The sequence below is a fragment of the Roseateles sp. genome (assembly GCF_039595595.1).
Lineage (GTDB): Bacteria > Pseudomonadota > Gammaproteobacteria > Burkholderiales > Burkholderiaceae_C > Roseateles.
Map to the genome: position 1 here is coordinate 117,558 of NZ_JBCNLG010000010.1, position 18,689 is coordinate 136,246.

Sequence of the window (18,689 nt, forward strand, 5' to 3'; positions counted from 1 at the left end):
ACATCGCCAAGGAGCTGCCGCTCATGCCGAGGATCTCTTCCGGATCGATCCGATCTCCCCGCACCGCGCTGTGCGCTGCCGCAGCAGCAGCGCTGCTGTCCGTCCTGCCCGGGCTGTCCGCGCACGCGGCGCCGTTGCGCTGGGCCGCGCAGAACGACGTGCTGACGCTGGATCCGCACTCGCAGAATCACAGCACGACCAACGCGATCGCGCAGCACGCCTACGAGGGCCTGACCCGCTACGACCGCCAGTACCAGGTCGAGCCCTCGCTCGCGACGAAATGGACCCAGACCAGCCCGACCACCTGGCGCTTCGAGCTGCGCAAGGGCGTCAAGTTTCATGACGGCTCGCCGTTCACCGCGGACGACGTGGTGTTCTCCTTCCACCGCATCAAGCAACCGGTGGGCACGATGCATCCGTTCGTCGCCGGCGTCACCGACATCAAGAAGGTCGATGCGAACACGATCGACGTGATCCTCGCGGCGCCCAATCCCATCCTGCTGCGCCAGTTCGTCGACTTCCGGATCATGAGCAAGACCTGGGCGGAGAAGAACAAGGCGGTCAATCTGCCGGACTTCAAGGCCAAGGAGGAGACCTTTGCGACGCGCAACGCCAATGGCACCGGGCCCTACCGCATCACCGGCTGGCAGCCGGACCAGCGCATCACGATGGTCCAGAACAAGGACTGGTGGGACGCGAAGAACGCGACCAATGTCGACGAGGTGATCTACACGCCGATCAAGTCCGACCCGACGCGTGTCGCGGCGCTGCTGTCGGGCGACGTGGACCTGCTGTCCGACATTCCGACGCAGGACGTGGGGCGGCTCAAGGCCGATGCCAGGCTCAGCGTCGCCGAGGGCAGCGAGACGCGCACGATCTTCATCGGCATGGACCAGGGCAGCGAGCAGCTCAAGGGCGCCAGCGTGACCGGCAAGAACCCGTTCAAGGACAAGCGCGTGCGCGAGGCGATGTCGCTGGCGATCGACCGCGAGGCGATCAAGCGCGCGACGATGCGGGGCCTGTCGGTGCCGGCGGGGATCATGGTCGCGCCGGGCGTGAACGGCAACGCGCCGGACATCGACGTCGCGACGAAGGCCGATGCCGAGCGCGCGCGCAAGCTGCTCGCGGAGGCCGGGTACCCGAACGGCTTCGAAGTGCCGATGAACTGCCCCAACAACCGCTACGTCAATGACGAGGAGATCTGCCTGGCGGTGGTGTCGATGTGGAGCAAGGTGGGGATCAAGGCGCGGCTGCAGACGGAGTCCTTCAGCACCTTCAGCCCGAAGCTGCAGGCCTTCGAGTACCCGCTGTTCCTGTACGGCTGGGGCGTGCCGACCTATGACGCGCTGTACACGATGCAATCGCTGGCGCGCACGCGCACCGGGGGCGCGGACGGCAGCGGCAACTACTTCCGCCTGAGCGACGCGAAGCTGGACCAGATCATCGATGCCGCGAAGGTCGAAGGCGATGTGGCCAAGCGCAACGCGCTGCTGAAGGAGGGGCTGGTGCGCATCCGCGATGAGGTGTTCTTCATCCCGCTGCACCACCAGGTGCGCCCGTGGGCGATGAAGAAGACGGTCAGCACGCCGCACCGCTCGGACGACCGGCCGGAGGCGCGGTTCACGACGATCAAGTGATCGGTGACGGGAGCCCCTCAGGGCTCTCTACGCCAACGCCCGAACCACCATCACGCCACGCCATCGGCGACCCGGCTCGGCGGCCGGGTCCACTTCAGCAGCACCTCGACGAGCTCGGCCGGCACGATCGGCTTGCCGATGTGCGCGTCCATCCCCGCAGCGAGGCAGGCCTGGCGGTCCTCGTCCATCGCCGCCGCCGTCATCGCGACGATCGGCAACCCATGCCCCTGCGGCAGCAGCCGGATGCAGCGCGCCGCCTCGATGCCGCCCATCTCCGGCATCTGCATGTCCATCAGCACCAGGTCGAAGTCGCGCTCGCGCACGAGATCGACGGCCTGAAGGCCATTGCCCGCGATGGTCACCGTCAAGCCGCCCAGTTCGAGGAAGGCCTGCGCCACCTGCTGATTCACCGGGTCATCCTCGACCAGCAGCACCTCGGCGCCCCGCAAGGGCCGCAGCGCCTCATCGAGCGATTTTTCCAGCGGCCGCGCCACCTTGGGCGCGGCAGTGCCATGCTGCAGGCGCACGATCGCCTCGAACAGGCGCGACGGCGTCACCGGCTTGGCCAGCACCTCCAGCCCCGGCCGGCGCCCCAGCTCCCGCCCGACGGCATCGAGTTGATGCGCCCCCGCCAGCACCACGACCCGCGGCAGCGGCTGGGCGCGCTCCAGGCACAGCGCCCGAATCTTGTCCAGCACCTCCAGCGCGCCGGTCTTCCAGTCCAGCACGAGCAGCTCGTACGGCGCGTCGTGCCCCACCGCGCGCTGGCTCTTGAACACCGCGTCGTCGACGAAGGCCGCCGTGCTCACCTGGAATCGCCAGCTCGACAGCATCTGGCTCCAGGCCTCGCGTTCGGTCGGCTGGCCATCCATCACCAGCGCGCGCATGCCGCGGATCCGATAGAGGTCGCGCCGCGCCGCGCCCGCCGCCGGCAGACCGAACCACGCGCTGAAGCGGAAGGTCGAGCCCTGCCCGGGCTCGCTTTCCACCGCGATGTCGCCGTCCATCAAGGTGACCAGCCGCCGGCAGATCGCCAGCCCGAGACCCGTCCCGCCAAAGCGCCTCGCCGTGCCCATCTCCCCTTGCGCGAAAGCCTCGAAGAGCTGCTCGCGCGTCTCGCGGCTCATGCCGATGCCGGTGTCGCGCACCGACAGCGCCAGGCACACCCGGCCCGCCGCGCGCTCCTGCACCTCGACGCGGATCACGATCTCACCGCGCGGCGTGAACTTGATCGCGTTGCCCACCAGGTTGTTCAGCACCTGCGTCAGCCGGAACGCGTCGCCCACCGTGCGCGGCGGCACGTCACGGTCGATCTCGAAGACCAGGTCCAGCCCCGTCTCCTCGAGCCGCGCCGAGAACAGCTCGCCGACGTTCTCCACCACCTCCTCGATGCCGAACTCCTCCGCCTCCAGGCTGATCTTGCCGGCCTCCACCTTGGAGTAGTCCAGGATGTCGTTGAGCAGCGCCAGCAGCGCCTTCGACGACGCATGCGCCTTGGCCACGTACTCGTGCTGGCGCCCTTCGAGCGGCCCTTGCAGCGCCAGGTGCGTCAGGCCGATCACCGCGTTCATCGGCGTGCGGATCTCGTGGCTCATGCTCGCCAGGAACAGGCTCTTGGCCGCGTTCGCACGCTGGGCCTCGTCGCGCGCCAGCGCCAGCTCCGATGAACGCTCGCGCTCGCGGCCATGCGTCTGCGCCAGCCGCGCGTAGAGGACGGCGTTCTCCAGCAACAGCTCGACCAGCACGGCGCCGCACGCGATCAGGCCGTAAATGCGGCCGGCGTAAAAGCCCAGGTCATAGCGGCCGCCATTGAGCATCGCCGACAGCGCGATGTCGCAGAGCCAGGCGACCAGCACCACGCGCAGGCCCAGGTCGAGCACGCTCGCCTCGCGGCGGCGCGAGAGCAGCGCCGCGAGCCCCGCGATGCACACGGCCCACACCGTGCCGACCGCGACGATCATCGCGGGCGTGTAGCGGTTGCCGTCCATGATCGCGGGAAGCCAGTCATGACCGGCCGTCGCCAGCACGGTCAGACCCACGCCGAGCCCGAGCGCGATGCCCGTCGCGACCAGCGCGACGCGCCGTTCCTGCCGCTCCTGCCCCTCCTTCCACGGCGAATCGATGCCGCCCGCAATCACGGGAGGCGCGCGGCGCCGCATCCACGCGTACGCGATCACGAACAGCGGAAAGCCGCCGTGCCAGGCCATGTAGAGCCAGGCTGTCGTCTGGGGGCCCGCACCGATCGCGCCATCGGGCGCGAACACGCCCGGGAAGGACAGCGCGTGGCCGATCGTGATCGTCGCGGTGAAGAGATAGCCGCTGGCCAGCACCGACAGCGCCGGCAAGCGCGTGATCCGCCACTGGCCGTAGAGCAGCGCGGCGGTGATCAGGTCGTTGAGGATGAGCGCGGCCTCATAGGCCGGAATGAAGGCGGCCACCGCCGGCAGCTGCACCTTGGCGAAAGGCAGCAGCGCCAGGCAGATGCCGATGGACAGCGCGATCGTCGCCAGCGCGCGGGATCGCGCGCGGCGATCGGCCGGCTGGATCGCGAGAAAGGATGGCGCCGGGTCCTGCGGCGGCTCCTGCCGCTCCCGCACCTCCCGCGCCTCCCCATTGGCTGCGACGTCACGAGCGTCGCGTTGCGCGTCGCCCGAAGCGCCGCGCCGTGCATCGACTTCGCCCACGCTGCCTCCCTGAAGGCATGCCCGATCGACTGTCTCCGGATGGTTGCCCATCGGCTGGCGGATTGCAACCGCTCATTCGACTGCCCGGGGCCCACACGCATCGCAGGCCAGAAAGCACAACGCCCCGGCGAGCGGGGCGTTGTGCAGCGTGGGAAGGTCCCCAAAGCTGTCCGGCCGTTCAGCCGTTCAGCCGTTCAGCCTTCAGGACTTCACGTCTTCAGGCCAGCGCCAGACGCTGGCGTGCCGCGGCGTACTCGCGGCCGAAGCGCGCGACCAGTTCGCCGGCCGGCAGCACCTCGCGGATCGCGCCGATGCCCTGGCCGCTGCCCCATACGTCCTTCCACGCCTTCGCGCCGTTGCCGCCGAAGTTCATCTTCGTCGGATCGCTCTCGGGCAGGTTCTCCGGATCGAGCCCCGCCTTCACGATCGAGCCCTTCAGGTAGTTGCCGTGCACGCCAGTGAACAGGTTGCTGTAGACGATGTCGTCGCTGTTGCTCTCGACAATCATCTGCTTGTATTCGTCGGCGGCGCGCGCCTCCTCGGTCGCGATGAAGGCCGAGCCGATGTAGGCCAGGTCCGCGCCCATCGCCTGCGCCGCCAGGATCGCGTCGCCGCTGGCCATCGAGCCCGACAGCGCCAGCGGGCCGTCGAACCATTCGCGGATCTCCTGGATCAGCGCGAACGGGCTCTTGACGCCCGCATGGCCGCCGGCGCCCGCCGCGACGGCGATCAGGCCGTCGGCGCCCTTCTCGATCGCCTTCCTCGCGAACTTGTTGTTGATGATGTCGTGCAGCACGATGCCGCCCCAGCCGTGCACCGCGGCGTTGACGTCCTCGCGCGCGCCCAGCGAGGTGATCACGATGGGCACCTTGTACTTGGCGCACAGGGCCATGTCGTGCTCGAGCCGGTCATTGCTCTTGTGCACGATCTGGTTGATCGCGAACGGCGCCGCCGGCGACTCCGGATGCGCGCGGTCATGCGCGGCCAGCGTCTCGGTGATCTCGGCCAGCCACTCGTCGAGCAGCTCGGCCGGACGCGCGTTCAGCGCCGGCATCGAGCCCACGATGCCGGCCTTGCATTGCGCGATCACCAGCTTCGGATTGCTGATGATGAACAGCGGCGAGCCGATCACCGGCAGACGCAGCTTGTTGAACAGCGGGGGAAGTGCCACCTCGGAATCTCCTCGGGTCAATGTCGTCGGATGTTGCCCCGGGTGCGCGCTGACACGCGTCACGCCGGGGACGATGCGGGCTGGATCAGAAGGCGTCGACCGGCAGCGCCATCACGCTGCCGGCGCCGTTCACGATCGCGTCGCGCTGCGCGGCGCAGCGCGGCAGGATGTGCTCGGCGTAGAAGCGCGCGGTGGCGATCTTGGCGTCCATGAAGGCGACATCCTGGCCGGCGGCCTTGAGCTCCTGCGCCGCCAGCAGCGAGCGCGCCAGTTGCCAGCCGGCCATCAGGTTGCCGCCCACCATCAGGTAGGGCACCGAGCCGGCGAAGGCCGCGTTCGGATTGGCCTTGCCGTTGGCGGCGATGAAATCGACGACGTCGACGAAGGCCGCGCGCGCCGCCGCGAGCTGTGCCCGCACCGCCAGCGCGTCGGCGCTGCCGCTGCCGGCCAGCGCGCCTTCGGTTTCCTCGACCTGCGCCGCGACCGAGCGCGCGAACGCGCCGCCGTCGCGCACCGTCTTGCGGCCCACCAAGTCGTTGGCCTGGATCGCGGTCGTGCCTTCGTAGATCGGCAGGATGCGCGCGTCGCGGTAGTACTGCGCCGCGCCGGTCTCCTCGATGAAGCCCATGCCGCCGTGCACCTGCACGCCCAGCGAGGTCACCTCCAGGCTCATCTCGGTGCTGTAGCCCTTGACCAGCGGCACCATGAATTCGTAGAAGGCCTGCGCCTGCTGGCGGGTCTCAGCATCCTCGTGGTGATGCGCCATGTCGTAGGCCGCGGCGGCGTCGATCGCCATCGCGCGGCAGCCCTCGACCAGCGCGCGCTGCGTCATCAGCATGCGGCGCACGTCGGGGTGGTGGATGATCGCGGCCGCGTCCTTCGACGAGCCATCCACCGGGCGCGACTGCACGCGGTCCTTCGCGTACTCGACCGCCTTCTGGTAGGCCCGGTCCGCCACCGCGATGCCCTGCACGCCCACGCCGAAGCGGGCCGCATTCATCATGATGAACATGTATTCGAGGCCGCGGTTCTCCTCGCCGATCAGCGTTCCGATGGCACCACCGTGATCGCCGAATTGCAGCACCGCAGTCGGGCTGGCCTTGATGCCGAGCTTGTGCTCGATGGACACGCAGTGCGCGTCATTGCGCGCGCCCAGCGAGCCGTCCGCGTTGACCAGGAACTTGGGCACCAGGAACAGGCTGATGCCCTTCACGCCTTCCGGGGCGCCCGGCACGCGGGCCAGCACCAGGTGGACGATGTTGTCCGCCATGTCGTGCTCGCCCCAGGTGATGAAGATCTTGGTGCCGAAGATCTTGTAGGTGCCGTCGCCCTGCGGCTCGGCGCGCGTGCGCACCATCGCCAGGTCCGAGCCCGCCTGCGGCTCGGTCAGGTTCATCGTGCCGGTCCACTCGCCGGAGATCAGCTTGGGGATGAAGGTCTGCTTCTGCGCCTCCGAGCCCGCCACCAGCAGCGCCTCGATCGCACCGTCGGTCAGCAGCGGGCACAGCGCGAAGCTGACGTTGGCCGCCTGCACGATTTCGCCGCAAGCCGCGCCGATCGTCTTGGGCAGGCCCTGGCCGCCATAAGCCTCCGGATGCTGCAGCCCCTGCCAGCCACCCTCGACGTACTGCTTGAACGCCTCCTTGAAGCCGGGCGTCGCGAAGACCTCGCCGTTCTTCCAGTACGAGGGGTTCTTGTCGCCTTCCACGTTCAGCGGGGCGATGACGTCCTCGTTGAGCTTGGCCGATTCCTCGAGCACCGCCTGCGCGGTGTCCAGGCCATGGTCGGCGAACGCGGGAATCTGCTCGGACAGCGTCTGCAGGCCAGCCAGGGCCTGCATGTCGAACAGCATGTCCTTGATCGGGGCGCGGTAGGTCATGGAGTGTCTCCGGATGAAAAAAGGGCGCCGCGCGTCGTCGGCGGGCGCCCTTGGTCTTGTCTGCGACCGTTCGATGCGGCCGCGGTGCTCAGCGATCGATTACAGGGCCTTGACCAGTTCAGGGACGGCCGTGAACAGATCCGCTTCCAGGCCGTAATCGGCGACGGAGAAGATCGGCGCCTCCGGATCCTTGTTGATCGCCACGATCACCTTGGAGTCCTTCATGCCGGCCAGATGCTGAATCGCGCCCGAGATGCCGGCCGCGATGTACAGCTGCGGCGCGACGATCTTGCCGGTCTGGCCGACCTGCCAGTCGTTGGGCGCGTAGCCCGCGTCCACCGCGGCGCGCGAGGCGCCCAGCGCGGCGTTCAGCTTGTCGGCCAGCGGGGTCAGCACTTCGTTGAACTTGTCGCTGCTGCCCAGCGCGCGGCCACCCGACACGATGATCTTGGCGGCGGTCAGCTCGGGGCGGTCGCTCTTGGTCACCTCGCGGCCAACGAAGCTGCTCTTGCCGCTGTCGGCCACGGCCGTCAGCGATTCGACCGCGGCGCTGCCGCCTTCGGCCGCCGAATCGAAACCGGTCGTGCGGACGGTGATCACCTTGACCGCGTCAGTCGACTGCACGGTCGCGATCGCGTTGCCGGCGTAGATCGGACGCTCGAAGGTGTCGGCCGAGACGACCTTGGTGATGTCGCTCACCTGGCCCACGTCCAGCAGCGCGGCCACGCGCGGTGCGACGTTCTTGCCCGCGGCGGTGGCCGGGAACAGGACGTGCGAGTAGTCCTTGGCGATGGCGAGCACCTGCGCGGCGACGTTCTCGGCCAGGCCGTCGGCGAACTGGGCGCCGTCGGCGTGCAGCACCTTGGCGACGCCCGAGATCTTCGCCGCGGCCTGCGCGGCGGCACCGGCGTTGGAGCCGGCGACCAGCACGTGCACGTCGCCACCGATGGCGGCGGCGGCGGTGACCACGTGGTGGGTGGCGCCCTTGAGCGAGGCGTTGTCGTGTTCAGCGATGACGAGGATGGTCATGTCTTATCTCCGAATCTTGTTCTGGGGGCTCAGATGACCTTGGCCTCGGTCTTCAGCTTGGTGACCAGCGTGGCTACGTCCGGCACCTTGATGCCGGCGCTGCGCTTCGGGGGCTCGGCCACCGACAACGTCTTGATGCGCGGCGCCACGTCCACGCCCAGGTCGGCCGGCTTGACCACGTCCAGCGGCTTCTTCTTGGCCTTCATGATGTTGGGCAGCGTCACGTAGCGCGGCTCGTTCAGGCGCAGGTCGGTCGTCACGACCGCCGGCAGCGTCAGGCTGACCGTCTCGAGGCCGCCGTCCACTTCACGCGTCACCGCGACCTTGCCGTCGGCCACTTCCACCTTCGACGCGAAGGTGCCTTGCGGCAGGCCCGTCAGCGCGGCCAGCATCTGGCCGGTCTGGTTGCAGTCGTCGTCGATGGCCTGCTTGCCCAGGATCACCAGCTGCGGCTGCTCCTTGTCGACCAGCGCCTTGAGCAGCTTGGCCACGGCCAGCGGCTGCAGCTCCGCGTCGGTCTCGACGAGGATGGCGCGGTCGGCGCCGATGGCCATCGCGGTGCGCAGCGTCTCCTGGCATTGCGTGACCCCGCAGGACACGGCGATCACCTCGGTGACCACGCCCTTCTCCTTCAGACGCACCGCCTCTTCAACGGCGATCTCGTCGAAGGGATTCATCGACATCTTCACGTTGGCGATGTCCACGCCGGTCCCGTCACTCTTGACGCGCACCTTGACGTTGTAATCGACGACTCGTTTGACGGGGACCAATACCTTCATCGAAGCACTCCAAGCGGATTGACGTTAACGTTAATCAGATTCTAGGGGAGCCCCGGGGCGCTCCCGTGTCTCCCAGCCGTCATGCGCCCTGCTCCCGTCCCGGAGATCCCGGGCGCCCGGGGTGCGCCTGGTCGGCGCCGGCTCGAAAATAAAACGAACGATCGTTCTATTCTAGCCATCGAACGGAGGATGCCAAGCAGCTTGGGGGCACGAATGAGGGAATCCCTCTAGACTCCGCTCCCGACACGCCGCCCCACGATGACGACTTCCCGTTCTGCATCTCCTGCCCCCCCGCCATCGGTGCTTCCCTCGCCAGCGACCCGCATCCCTTCGATCGGGGTCTTCGACTCCGGCGTCGGAGGCCTGACCGTGCTGAAGGCCTTGCGCGAACAGTTGCCCGGCGTGCCGCTGCGCTACCTCGCCGACACCGCGCACGCGCCTTATGGCGACCGCAGCAGCGAGTACATCATCGATCGGAGCGTGAAGGTGGCGGAGCATCTGCACCGCGTCGGCGCCGTGATGGCCGTCGTGGCCTGCAACACGGCCACGGCGCATGCGGTGCAGGCCATGCGCGAGCGCTGGCCGCATTGGCCGGTCGTCGGCATCGAGCCCGGCGTGAAGCCGGCCGTCGCGGCGACGCGCAACGGACGCATCGGCGTCATGGCAACAACGGCGACGATCGCGAGCCGCCGCTATGAGCAACTCGTCGCGGCGCATGCCAGCGACGTCGAGCTCATCAGCCAGCCCTGCCCCGGCCTCGTGACCCTGATCGAGCGCGGCGACCTTCGCAGCGCGGAACTCGGCGAGCTGGTCGATCGCTATTGCGCGACGCTGCGCGCGGCCGGCGTCGACACGGTGCTGCTGGGCTGCACGCATTACCCGCTGATCCAGGCGCGCATTCAGGCCGCGCTGGGCGATGGCGTGCGGCTGCTCAACATCGAGGACGCGGTCGCGCGCCAGGCGCGCCGCGTGTGGGAAGGCTTCGGCCTCACGCCCGGCGGCGATGCCGGGATCGTGCTCGAAAGCACCGGCGACCCCGCGCCGCTCCAGCATCTGGCGCGCGAAGCGCTGGGCTGGCGCGATGTGACGGCCAGCCGCGTCGCGGCCTGAGGTCGCCGCCCCGCTCGCTCAGCCCTCGCTCAGACGAGCGCCCGCGCCAGCCCGCGGGTCATGTCGACGCGTCTGAGCAGCCCATAGCCGAGCGCGAAAAACACCCCCGTGGCGAGGATCGCGAGCCGGTGGTTCCCTGACGTCATCGCGGTGACCGCGCCATAGGTCAGCGGGCCGATGATCGCGGCGAGCCGCGTCGCGAAGGTCCACAGGCCGAAGAACTCGGCCAGGCGGTCATGCGGCGCGAGCGCGCCCGCCAGCGCACGGCCACAGGACTGGCTCGAACCCATGCACAGGCCGGCGATCAGCGCGGCGATCCAGAAGAGCCAGGCGCTCGTCGCCACAAAGGCGAGCAGCACCATCATCATCCAGCCCACCAGCGTGACCGCGAGCGCCGGCTGGTGGCCGATGCGGTCCTCGTAGTAGCCGAAGGCGAAGGCGCCGACGGCCGACGCGATGTTGACCACGAACACCAGCGTCATCGTCTGCGCCGGCGTGAAGCCCAGCGCCTGCTCCGCATAGACGGCCGCGAGCGCGATGACCACGGCGATGCCGGCCTGGTAGCTGGTGCCGCAGGCGAGCAGGCGCAGGAAGTCGGGATAGGCGCGGGCCCGCTGCCACGACGCCCAGAGCTGCGACAGGCCTGACCCCATGTGTGCGGCGCGTCGCGTTGCACAGGGATCGGCGCGCTCGCGCATCAGCAGGAAGGTGGGCACGGCGGCCAGCAGATAGAAGGCCGCGGTGATCAGCATCGTCACCGGGACGGCATGGCTGGCGGACTCGCCTCGCGCCGAGGCGCTCAGCACATAGCCCAGGCACAGGCCCAGCGCGAGCATGCCGCCGAGATAGCCCACAGCCCAGCCCCAGCCCGACACGCGGCCCAGCGCATCGCGCCGCGCGAGTTCGGGCAGGAAGGCGGCGATCAGCGACTCGCCATACGAGAAGAACACGTTGGAGATGACGACCGCGGCCGCGGCCCACCAGAGCTGTTCGGGCCCGAAGAAGGCCAGCGCCGCCGTCGACAGCACGCAGCCGCCCGTGCAATAGCTCAGCAGCCGCTTCTTGGCCGCGTGGGCGTCAGCCCAGGCGCCCAGCCCCGGCATCGTGACCATCACGACGAAGCTGGAGAACGCCACCAGCACCGTCCACAGCAGCGTCGCGGAGGGTTGCCCCTTGGCCAGGACGCCGACGAAATACGCGTTGTAGACAGCCGTCAGGACGACGGTCGTGTAGCCGGAATTGGCGAAGTCATACATCGACCAGCCAAGGACTTCGCGTTTGCGGACGCCCGGATTCAACAGTTCCTGCGCGAACAAGGCCATGCGATGCGATGCCCCGGAAACCATGCGCGTGGTGCCTGGAACGGGACTCGAACCCGTACGCCGGTGAAGGCGGCGGATTTTAAGTCCGCTGTGTCTACCGATTTCACCATCCAGGCCGCGACGGCTCCGAGGAGTTCCAAGTCGAGGTGACCGGACATTATCGGGGCCGCCGGGAAAGAAAAAAGGGAAGCCGGCTCGGCTTCCCTTTTGAAGAGTTTGGAGCGGGAAACGAGGCTCGAACTCGCGACCTCAACCTTGGCAAGGTTGCGCTCTACCAACTGAGCTATTCCCGCATCGCAGGACAGCCGGATGACTCAGCATCCAACCACCCTTTGGTGTCATTGGAGCGGGAAACGAGGCTCGAACTCGCGACCTCAACCTTGGCAAGGTTGCGCTCTACCAACTGAGCTATTCCCGCAATGTCCATTCTTTGGAGGCGCGATCCGGAGTCGAACCGGACTGACCGGATTTGCAATCCGGGGCATAACCGCTTTGCTATCGCGCCCCAGAACCCTGGACGGGATTCTGTTGAAACCGGATTTGGTTGTCCGATTCCGATAAAAAATGGAAGCCGGAGCTTCCATCCTTTTCAAACCTGGAGCGGGAAACGAGGCTCGAACTCGCGACCTCAACCTTGGCAAGGTTGCGCTCTACCAACTGAGCTATTCCCGCAGGGTCTTCAACGCACTGCCTGCTTCAACTTCTCTGCGTCTCTTGCGATTCGCTTTGCTGTCGCAGCACCGTTTGCGCTGAAGCCGAGAGTATAGAACGGTTTTTGACGCTCACACAAGAGTTCCGCGCATTCTTTATGAAGATCGCCCAAGCGCGCCGCAATGAAGAATGGCGCCCTGAGGCGCCATTCGCGGGTCATTGAAGCGGTCAGTGCTTCAGCGAGTCGCCGCCCGCTTCGGGCTTGGGCTCGGCGACCTTCTCGGCGGGAGGCGTCGCAGCGACCTCTTCCTCCGGCAATGCCGACGGGTAGGTCTCCAGCGCCACCTCGAGCACGCGGTCGATCCAGCGCACCGGAACGATCTCCAGCTGGTTCTTCACGTTCTCCGGGATGTCCTGAAGATCCTTCACGTTCTCTTCCGGAATCATCACCGTCTTGATGCCACCCCGATGCGCGGCCAGGAGCTTCTCCTTCAGGCCGCCAATCGCCGTGACCTCGCCACGCAGTGTGATCTCACCGGTCATCGCGACGTCGGCCCGCACCGGGATGCCGGTCAGCGTCGACACGAAGGCCGTCGTCATCGCGGCACCCGCGCTCGGACCGTCCTTGGGCGTCGCGCCATCGGGCAGGTGCACGTGGATGTCGCGCTTCTCGAAGGCTTCATCCTTGATGCCCAGCCGGCGAGCCCGCGACCGCACCACCGTGCGCGCCGCCTCGACCGATTCCTTCATCACGTCGCCCAGCGAGCCGGTGCGGATGATGTTGCCCTTGCCCGGCATCGACGTGGCTTCGATGGTCAGCAGATCGCCACCCACTTCCGTCCACGCCAGACCGACCACCTGGCCGACCTGGTTCTTCTTCTCCGCGCGGCCGAAGTCGTACTTGCGCACGCCGAGGAACTCGTGCAGGTTGTCCTCGTTGACCACCACCTTGCCCTCGAAGGACTTGAGCTGCAGGCCCTTCACGACCTTGCGGCAGATCTTCGAGATCTCGCGCTCCAGCGAACGCACGCCGGCCTCGCGGGTGTAGTAGCGGATCACGCCGCGGATCGCGTCTTCGGTGACCTCGAGCTCGTCATCCTTCACGCCATTGTTGCCACGTTGCTTGGGCAGCAGGTAGCGCTGGGCGATGTTGACCTTCTCGTCCTCGGTGTAGCCCGACAGGCGGATGACCTCCATCCGGTCCAGCAGCGCCGGCGGGATGTTGAGCGAGTTCGACGTCGCCACGAACATCACATCGCTCAGGTCGTAGTCGACCTCGATGTAGTGGTCCGCGAAAGTGTGGTTCTGCTCGGGGTCCAGCACCTCCAGCAACGCCGACGACGGGTCGCCGCGGAAGTCCATGCCCAGCTTGTCGATCTCGTCGAGCAGGAACAGCGGATTGCGCGTGCCAACCTTGGACAGGCTCTGCAGCACCTTGCCCGGCATCGAGCCGATGTAGGTGCGGCGGTGACCGCGGATCTCGGCCTCGTCGCGCACGCCGCCCAGCGCCATGCGGACGAACTTGCGGCCCGTGGCGCGCGCCACCGACTGACCCAGCGAGGTCTTGCCCACGCCCGGAGGGCCGACCAGGCACAGGATCGGCGCCTTGACCTTGTCCACGCGCTGCTGCACCGCGAGGTATTCAAGGATGCGTTCCTTGACCTTGTCCAGGCCGTAGTGGTCCTCGTTCAGCACGGCCTCGGCGTTGGCCAGGTCGTGCTTGATCTTGGTCTTCTTCGACCACGGCAGGTTGACCAGCGTGTCGATGTAATTGCGCACGACGGTCGCCTCAGCGGACATCGGCGACATCAGCTTGAGCTTCTTGAGCTCCGCCTCGGCCTTCTTGCGCGCTTCCTTCGGCATGCGAGCAGCCTGGATCTTCTTCTCCAGCTCCTCCATGTCGGCGCCTTCCTCGCCGTCGCCCAGTTCCTTCTGGATGGCCTTGACCTGTTCGTTCAGGTAGTACTCGCGCTGCGACTTCTCCATCTGGCGCTTGACGCGGCCACGGATGCGCTTCTCGACCTGGAGGATGTCGACCTCGTGCTCAAGCAGGTCCAGCAGCTTCTCCAGCCGCTTGCCCACTTCCGACAGATCCAGCACCGACTGCTTGGCATCGAGCTTGAGCGGCAGGTGCGCGGCGATCGTGTCGGCCAGGCGGCCGGCGTCGTCGATGCCGGCGATGGACGTCAGGATCTCGGGCGGGATCTTCTTGTTCAGCTTGACATACTGGTCGAACTGCTGCGTCACCGCGCGGCGCAGCGCCTCGACCTCGGGCTGGTCGTCGGCTTCCGGCGGGATCGGCAGGACCTCGGCGGTGAAGTGCTCCTCGCCGTCCTCGATCTTGTTGGTGGTGGCGCGCTGCAGGCCTTCGACCAGCACCTTCACGGTGCCGTCGGGCAGCTTCAGCATCTGCAGGATGCTGGAGACGCAACCCATCTCGAACATGTCGTCGGGCTTGGGTTCGTCCTTGCCGGCCGCCTTCTGCGCGACCAGCATGATCTGGCGGCCCGCTTCCATCGCCGCTTCCAAGGCCTTGATGGACTTGGGACGGCCCACGAAGAGCGGGATCACCATGTGCGGGAACACGACGACGTCGCGCAGCGGCAGCAGCGGCAGCGTGATGGGTTCCGCGGGGAGGATCGGATGACCGGACATGAAAACCTCTCTTTCTCAGGCCCACCTGGGGCCCGAGGGGCCAATTACAAGGTGCCGTTCAATAGCCTTTGAGCAATTGCATTCCACGGCAAGGAGTGGCAAGCAGATCGCCCGGGTGTCTTGGCAGGGAGCGGGCTCAGGCGCTCGCCTTGGCCTCGCGGTAAACCAGCAACGGCTTGGTGTCCTCATCGATGTTGTGTTCGTCCAGCACGACCTTGGCGACGCTCTCCAGCGACGGCAACTCGAACATCGTGTCGATCAGCGCATGCTCCACGATCGAGCGCAGCCCGCGCGCGCCGGTCTTGCGCGCCAGCGCCTTGCGCGCCACCGCGCTCAGCGCGGAGGGGCGCACTTCCAGCTCGACACCGTCCATCGCGAACAGCTGCTGGTACTGCTTGACCAGCGCGTTGCGCGGCTCGGTCAGGATCTGCACCAGAGCGTCCTCGGTCAGCTCGCCCAGCGTGGCGATGACCGGCAGACGGCCGACCAGTTCCGGAATCAGGCCGAACTTGATCAGGTCGCCCGGCTCGACTTCGCGGAACAGCTCGCCGACCTTCTTCTCGCTCTTGCTCTTGACGGAGGCGCCGAAACCGATGCCCGACTTCTCGGAGCGGTTCTGGATGACCTTTTCCAGGCCGTCGAACGCGCCGCCGCAGATGAACAGGATGTTGGTCGTGTCGATCTGCAGGAAGTCCTGGTTGGGGTGCTTGCGGCCGCCCTGCGGGGGGACCGAAGCCATCGTGCCTTCGACCAGTTTCAGCAGCGCCTGCTGGACGCCCTCGCCCGACACGTCGCGGGTGATGGAGGGGTTGTCCGCCTTGCGGCTGATCTTGTCGATCTCATCGATGTAGACGATGCCGCGCTGGGCGCGCTCGACGTCGTAATTGCAGTTCTGCAGCAGCTTCTGGATGATGTTCTCGACGTCCTCGCCGACGTAGCCGGCCTCGGTCAGCGTGGTCGCGTCGGCGATCACGAACGGGACGTTGAGCACCCGCGCCAGCGTCTGCGCCAACAGCGTCTTGCCCGAGCCGGTCGGCCCGATCAGCAGGATGTTGCTCTTGGACAGCTCGACGCCGTCCTTGGTGTCGGCCGCGTGGCGCAGCCGCTTGTAATGGTTGTAGACCGCCACGGCCAACGTGCGCTTGGCCACGTCCTGGCCGATCACGTACTGGTCCAGCGTCGTCTTGATCTCGCTGGGGACGGGCAGGTCCGATTTGCTGGCACGGCCGCCGGCCGCCGTCTCGGCCGGGACTTCATCCCGGATGATGTCGTTGCACAGCTCGATGCACTCGTCGCAAATGAACACCGACGGGCCAGCGATCAGCTTCTTGACCTCATGCTGGCTCTTGCCGCAGAAGGAGCAGTACAAGACTTTTTCGCTGGAGTTGCCTTTTTTCTCGGCCATGGGAGTGCTGCTGGGGCTGCTGGAGGGGCTGCGGGGAATACAGGCAAGTGCCTGCATTGATGATAGTTCAATTGCCGGCACCACCCTTGGGGGGATAAAAGCCCCTAAGAGTGGTCAGTTGGTACGGTCAACGGCGGTCAGTTGCCGTGCACGGCCGGCGGTTCCATCCCGCGTGGCGGGATGGAGGCGGACGCAGCCGCGATCAGGGACGCTTCGCGATGACCTGGTCGATCAGGCCGTAGGTCGAGGCCTCGTCGGCCGACATGAAGTAATCCCGCTCGGTATCAGCCTGGATCTTCTCCAGGCTTTGGCCCGTGCGCTCGGCCAGGATGCGGTTGAGCTGCTCGCGGGTCTTGAGGATCTCGCGAGCGTGGATCTCGATGTCGGTCGCCTGACCCTGCGCGCCGCCCAGCGGCTGGTGGATCATGATCTTGGAGTTCGGCAGCGCGAAGCGCTTGCCCTTCTCGCCGGCGGCCAGCAGGAAGGCGCCCATCGAGGCGGCCATGCCCATGCACAGCGTCGACACCTGCGGCTTGATGAACTGCATCGTGTCGTAGATCGACATGCCGGCGGAGACGCTGCCGCCCGGGGAGTTGATGTACAGCGAGATCTCCTTGTCCGGGTTCTCGCTTTCCAGGAACAGCAGCTGGGCGACCACCAGGTTGGCGACGGCATCGTTCACCGGGCCGACCAGGAACACGATGCGCTCGCGGAGCAGGCGGCTGTAGATGTCGTAGGCGCGCTCGCCGCGGCCCGACTGTTCGATGACGATGGGCACCATGCCCAGGTTGCTGGTTTCAAGCGCGCTCATGAAATCCTCTGTATTGGTTCGAGATCACGACAAACCATTATGTCGTGCGCTCCATCCCCTTTCCGCCATGCGGGGGGCCCTCCGGAGAGTGGCCGTCGCGCGCCGGTTGCGCCAGGGAAAGAAAAAGGCGCCGGCCTCGCGGCCTGGCGCCTTACTTGGCGGTGACTGCCCGGCGAATCAAGAGGTCCTGCGGGTCGTCCCTCGCTGGATCGGCGTCCAAGCCGATTCCGCCGGGCCAGCCGATCAGGCCGTCGCCATCAGTTCGTCGAACGGCAGCTGCTTGTCGGCGATCTTGGCCTTGCCCAGGATGAAGTCGGTGACGTTGTTCTCGATCACGACGGCTTCGACCTCGGCCATGCGCTCGCGGTCCGACAGGTACCAGCGCACGACTTCCGCCGGCTTCTCGTAGCTCTGCGAGATGTCCTCGATGTGGGCCTGCAGCTGCTCGGGCTTGGCTTGCAGGTTGTTCGAGCGCACCAGCTCCGCCACGACCAGACCCAGGCGCACGCGCTTCTCGGCCTGTTCATTGAACAGCTCGGCCGGGATCGGGGCCTTGTCGGCGTCCTTGATGCCGCGCTTCTTCAGGTCTTCGCGGGCATTGGCGACCATGCGCTCGGCTTCGCCGGCGATCAGCGCCTTGGGCACGTCCAGCTCGGCCTTGCCGACCAGCGCGTCCATCGCGGCGCCCTTGTTGCGGGCCAGCACGCGGAACTTCACTTCGCGCTCGAGGTTCTTCTTGATGTCGGCGCGCAGCGCCTCGACCGTGCCGTCCTTGATGCCCAGGGCCTTGGCGAACGCTTCGTTCACTTCAGGCAGGTGCTGGGCTTCGATCTTCTTGACGGTGACCAGGAAATCGGCTTCCTTGCCGGCGACGTCCTTGCCGTGATAGTCCTCGGGGAAGGCGAGCGGGAAGGTCTTGGACTCGCCCGCCTTCATGCCACGCACGGCCTTCTCGAAGGCTTCGAGCATCTGGCCCTCGCCCAGCAGGAACTGGAAGCCGTCGGCCTTGCCGCCGGCGAAGGGCTCGCCGTCGATCTTGCCTTCGAAGTCGATGGTCACGCGGTCGCCGTCGGCGGCCACGTCGGCCGCGCCGCGCTGCGCGAACGAACGGCGCTGCTTGCGCAGGATCTCGACGGTCTTGTCGATGGCTTCCTCGGTGACGTCGGCGGCCACGCGCTCGACTTCAGCCTCGGCCAGGTCGCCGATCTTCACTTCGGGGTAGATCTCGAAGGTCGCGTCGAAGGCCAGTTCGCCTTCGGCCGCGCTGTCCTTCTGGGTGATGGTGGGCATGCCGGCCACGCGCAGCTTGGCTTCGTTGGCGGCGATCGTGAAGGCCTCGCCCAGCTTGTCGTTGACGACTTCGTACTGCACCTGCGCGCCGTAGCGCTGCGCCACGAAGGACATCGGCACCTTGCCGGGACGGAAGCCGTCGGCCTTGACGGTGCGGGCCAGCTTTTTCAGACGGGCTTCGACCTCGGTGTTGACGTCGGCGGCCGCCAGCGTGAGCGTGATGCGGCGTTCGAGCTTTTCGAGAGTTTCGACGGTGACAGCCATAG

At 67.0% G+C, this 18,689-nt stretch carries 12 protein-coding genes and 5 tRNA genes; 2 read left to right on the forward strand and 15 right to left on the reverse strand.

The annotated features are described in order from the left end of the window. The first annotated feature begins 23 nt into the window (after window positions 1–23). Entirely contained in the window at window positions 24–1,637 is a 1,614-nt protein-coding gene (locus ABDW61_RS14375; RefSeq protein ID WP_343639550.1) for an ABC transporter substrate-binding protein, read from the forward strand. Between the two features lie 50 nt (window positions 1,638–1,687). Here the strand turns inward: ABDW61_RS14375 and ABDW61_RS14380 are convergent, their stop codons facing one another. The 5 genes from ABDW61_RS14380 to ABDW61_RS14400 all read right to left on the reverse strand — a co-directional run bounded on the left by ABDW61_RS14380 (window position 1,688) and on the right by ABDW61_RS14400 (window position 9,179). Further along, on the reverse strand, window positions 1,688–4,321 hold the full coding sequence (locus ABDW61_RS14380) for a response regulator (protein WP_343639551.1): 2,634 nt from the start codon (window positions 4,319–4,321) through the stop codon (window positions 1,688–1,690). A 217-nt stretch (window positions 4,322–4,538) separates the two neighbouring features. Beyond that, window positions 4,539–5,492: a nitronate monooxygenase family protein gene (locus ABDW61_RS14385; protein ID WP_343639552.1), complete on the reverse strand. Its 954-nt coding sequence runs from the start codon at window positions 5,490–5,492 to the stop codon at window positions 4,539–4,541. Between the two features lie 85 nt (window positions 5,493–5,577). After that, complete coding sequence (locus ABDW61_RS14390) at window positions 5,578–7,371, reverse strand: acyl-CoA dehydrogenase (protein WP_343639553.1); 1,794 nt, start codon at window positions 7,369–7,371, stop codon at window positions 5,578–5,580. A 99-nt stretch (window positions 7,372–7,470) separates the two neighbouring features. Beyond that, window positions 7,471–8,400: an electron transfer flavoprotein subunit alpha/FixB family protein gene (locus tag ABDW61_RS14395; protein ID WP_343639555.1), complete on the reverse strand. Its 930-nt coding sequence runs from the start codon at window positions 8,398–8,400 to the stop codon at window positions 7,471–7,473. Window positions 8,401–8,429: 29 nt separating this feature from the next. After that, window positions 8,430–9,179, reverse strand: coding sequence for an electron transfer flavoprotein subunit beta/FixA family protein (locus ABDW61_RS14400; RefSeq protein ID WP_297389849.1), 750 nt, complete (start codon window positions 9,177–9,179; stop codon window positions 8,430–8,432). 300 nt (window positions 9,180–9,479) lie between these two features. Here ABDW61_RS14400 and murI point away from each other — a divergent pair, with 300 nt between their 5' ends. Then, window positions 9,480–10,289 (forward strand): glutamate racemase, encoded by an 810-nt coding sequence (gene murI / locus ABDW61_RS14405; protein WP_343639557.1) that lies wholly within the window; start codon window positions 9,480–9,482, stop codon window positions 10,287–10,289. 29 nt (window positions 10,290–10,318) lie between these two features. Here murI and ABDW61_RS14410 read toward each other — a convergent pair whose 3' ends face one another. From ABDW61_RS14410 to tig, 10 genes are all read right to left on the reverse strand, one after another. Beyond that, complete coding sequence (locus ABDW61_RS14410; RefSeq protein ID WP_343639559.1) at window positions 10,319–11,611, reverse strand: MFS transporter; 1,293 nt, start codon at window positions 11,609–11,611, stop codon at window positions 10,319–10,321. Window positions 11,612–11,640: 29 nt separating this feature from the next. Further along, window positions 11,641–11,727: transfer RNA gene (locus ABDW61_RS14415), tRNA-Leu, on the reverse strand. 101 nt (window positions 11,728–11,828) lie between these two features. Next, window positions 11,829–11,904, reverse strand: a tRNA-Gly gene (locus ABDW61_RS14420). Window positions 11,905–11,953: 49 nt separating this feature from the next. After that, a tRNA-Gly gene (locus ABDW61_RS14425) sits at window positions 11,954–12,029 on the reverse strand. A gap of 13 nt (window positions 12,030–12,042) precedes the next feature. After that, window positions 12,043–12,116: transfer RNA gene (locus ABDW61_RS14430), tRNA-Cys, on the reverse strand. 91 nt (window positions 12,117–12,207) lie between these two features. Next, window positions 12,208–12,283 (reverse strand) — tRNA-Gly (locus ABDW61_RS14435). 207 nt (window positions 12,284–12,490) lie between these two features. After that, complete coding sequence (gene lon, locus ABDW61_RS14440) at window positions 12,491–14,917, reverse strand: endopeptidase La (RefSeq protein ID WP_343639561.1); 2,427 nt, start codon at window positions 14,915–14,917, stop codon at window positions 12,491–12,493. A gap of 136 nt (window positions 14,918–15,053) precedes the next feature. Then, complete coding sequence (gene clpX, locus ABDW61_RS14445; protein WP_343639562.1) at window positions 15,054–16,322, reverse strand: ATP-dependent Clp protease ATP-binding subunit ClpX; 1,269 nt, start codon at window positions 16,320–16,322, stop codon at window positions 15,054–15,056. A gap of 202 nt (window positions 16,323–16,524) precedes the next feature. Beyond that, window positions 16,525–17,133: an ATP-dependent Clp endopeptidase proteolytic subunit ClpP gene (clpP, locus tag ABDW61_RS14450; RefSeq protein WP_343639564.1), complete on the reverse strand. Its 609-nt coding sequence runs from the start codon at window positions 17,131–17,133 to the stop codon at window positions 16,525–16,527. Window positions 17,134–17,376: 243 nt separating this feature from the next. Then, on the reverse strand, window positions 17,377–18,687 hold the full coding sequence (tig, locus tag ABDW61_RS14455) for a trigger factor (RefSeq protein WP_343639566.1): 1,311 nt from the start codon (window positions 18,685–18,687) through the stop codon (window positions 17,377–17,379). Between the last annotated feature and the right edge of the window lie 2 nt (window positions 18,688–18,689).

What these genes read in the sequence shown, in the direction of transcription:
- ABDW61_RS14375 (WP_343639550.1), top strand. Translation starts at nt 24, where the DNA reads ATGCCGAGGATCTCTTCCGGATCGATCCGATCTCCCCGCACCGCGCTG.
- ABDW61_RS14390 (WP_343639553.1), bottom strand. Translation starts at nt 7,371, where the DNA reads ATGACCTACCGCGCCCCGATCAAGGACATGCTGTTCGACATGCAGGCC.
- ABDW61_RS14395 (WP_343639555.1), bottom strand. Translation starts at nt 8,400, where the DNA reads ATGACCATCCTCGTCATCGCTGAACACGACAACGCCTCGCTCAAGGGC.
- ABDW61_RS14400 (WP_297389849.1), bottom strand. Translation starts at nt 9,179, where the DNA reads ATGAAGGTATTGGTCCCCGTCAAACGAGTCGTCGATTACAACGTCAAG.
- ABDW61_RS14410 (WP_343639559.1), bottom strand. Translation starts at nt 11,611, where the DNA reads ATGGCCTTGTTCGCGCAGGAACTGTTGAATCCGGGCGTCCGCAAACGC.
- lon (WP_343639561.1), bottom strand. Translation starts at nt 14,917, where the DNA reads ATGTCCGGTCATCCGATCCTCCCCGCGGAACCCATCACGCTGCCGCTG.
- clpX (WP_343639562.1), bottom strand. Translation starts at nt 16,322, where the DNA reads ATGGCCGAGAAAAAAGGCAACTCCAGCGAAAAAGTCTTGTACTGCTCC.
- clpP (WP_343639564.1), bottom strand. Translation starts at nt 17,133, where the DNA reads ATGAGCGCGCTTGAAACCAGCAACCTGGGCATGGTGCCCATCGTCATC.
- tig (WP_343639566.1), bottom strand. Translation starts at nt 18,687, where the DNA reads ATGGCTGTCACCGTCGAAACTCTCGAAAAGCTCGAACGCCGCATCACG.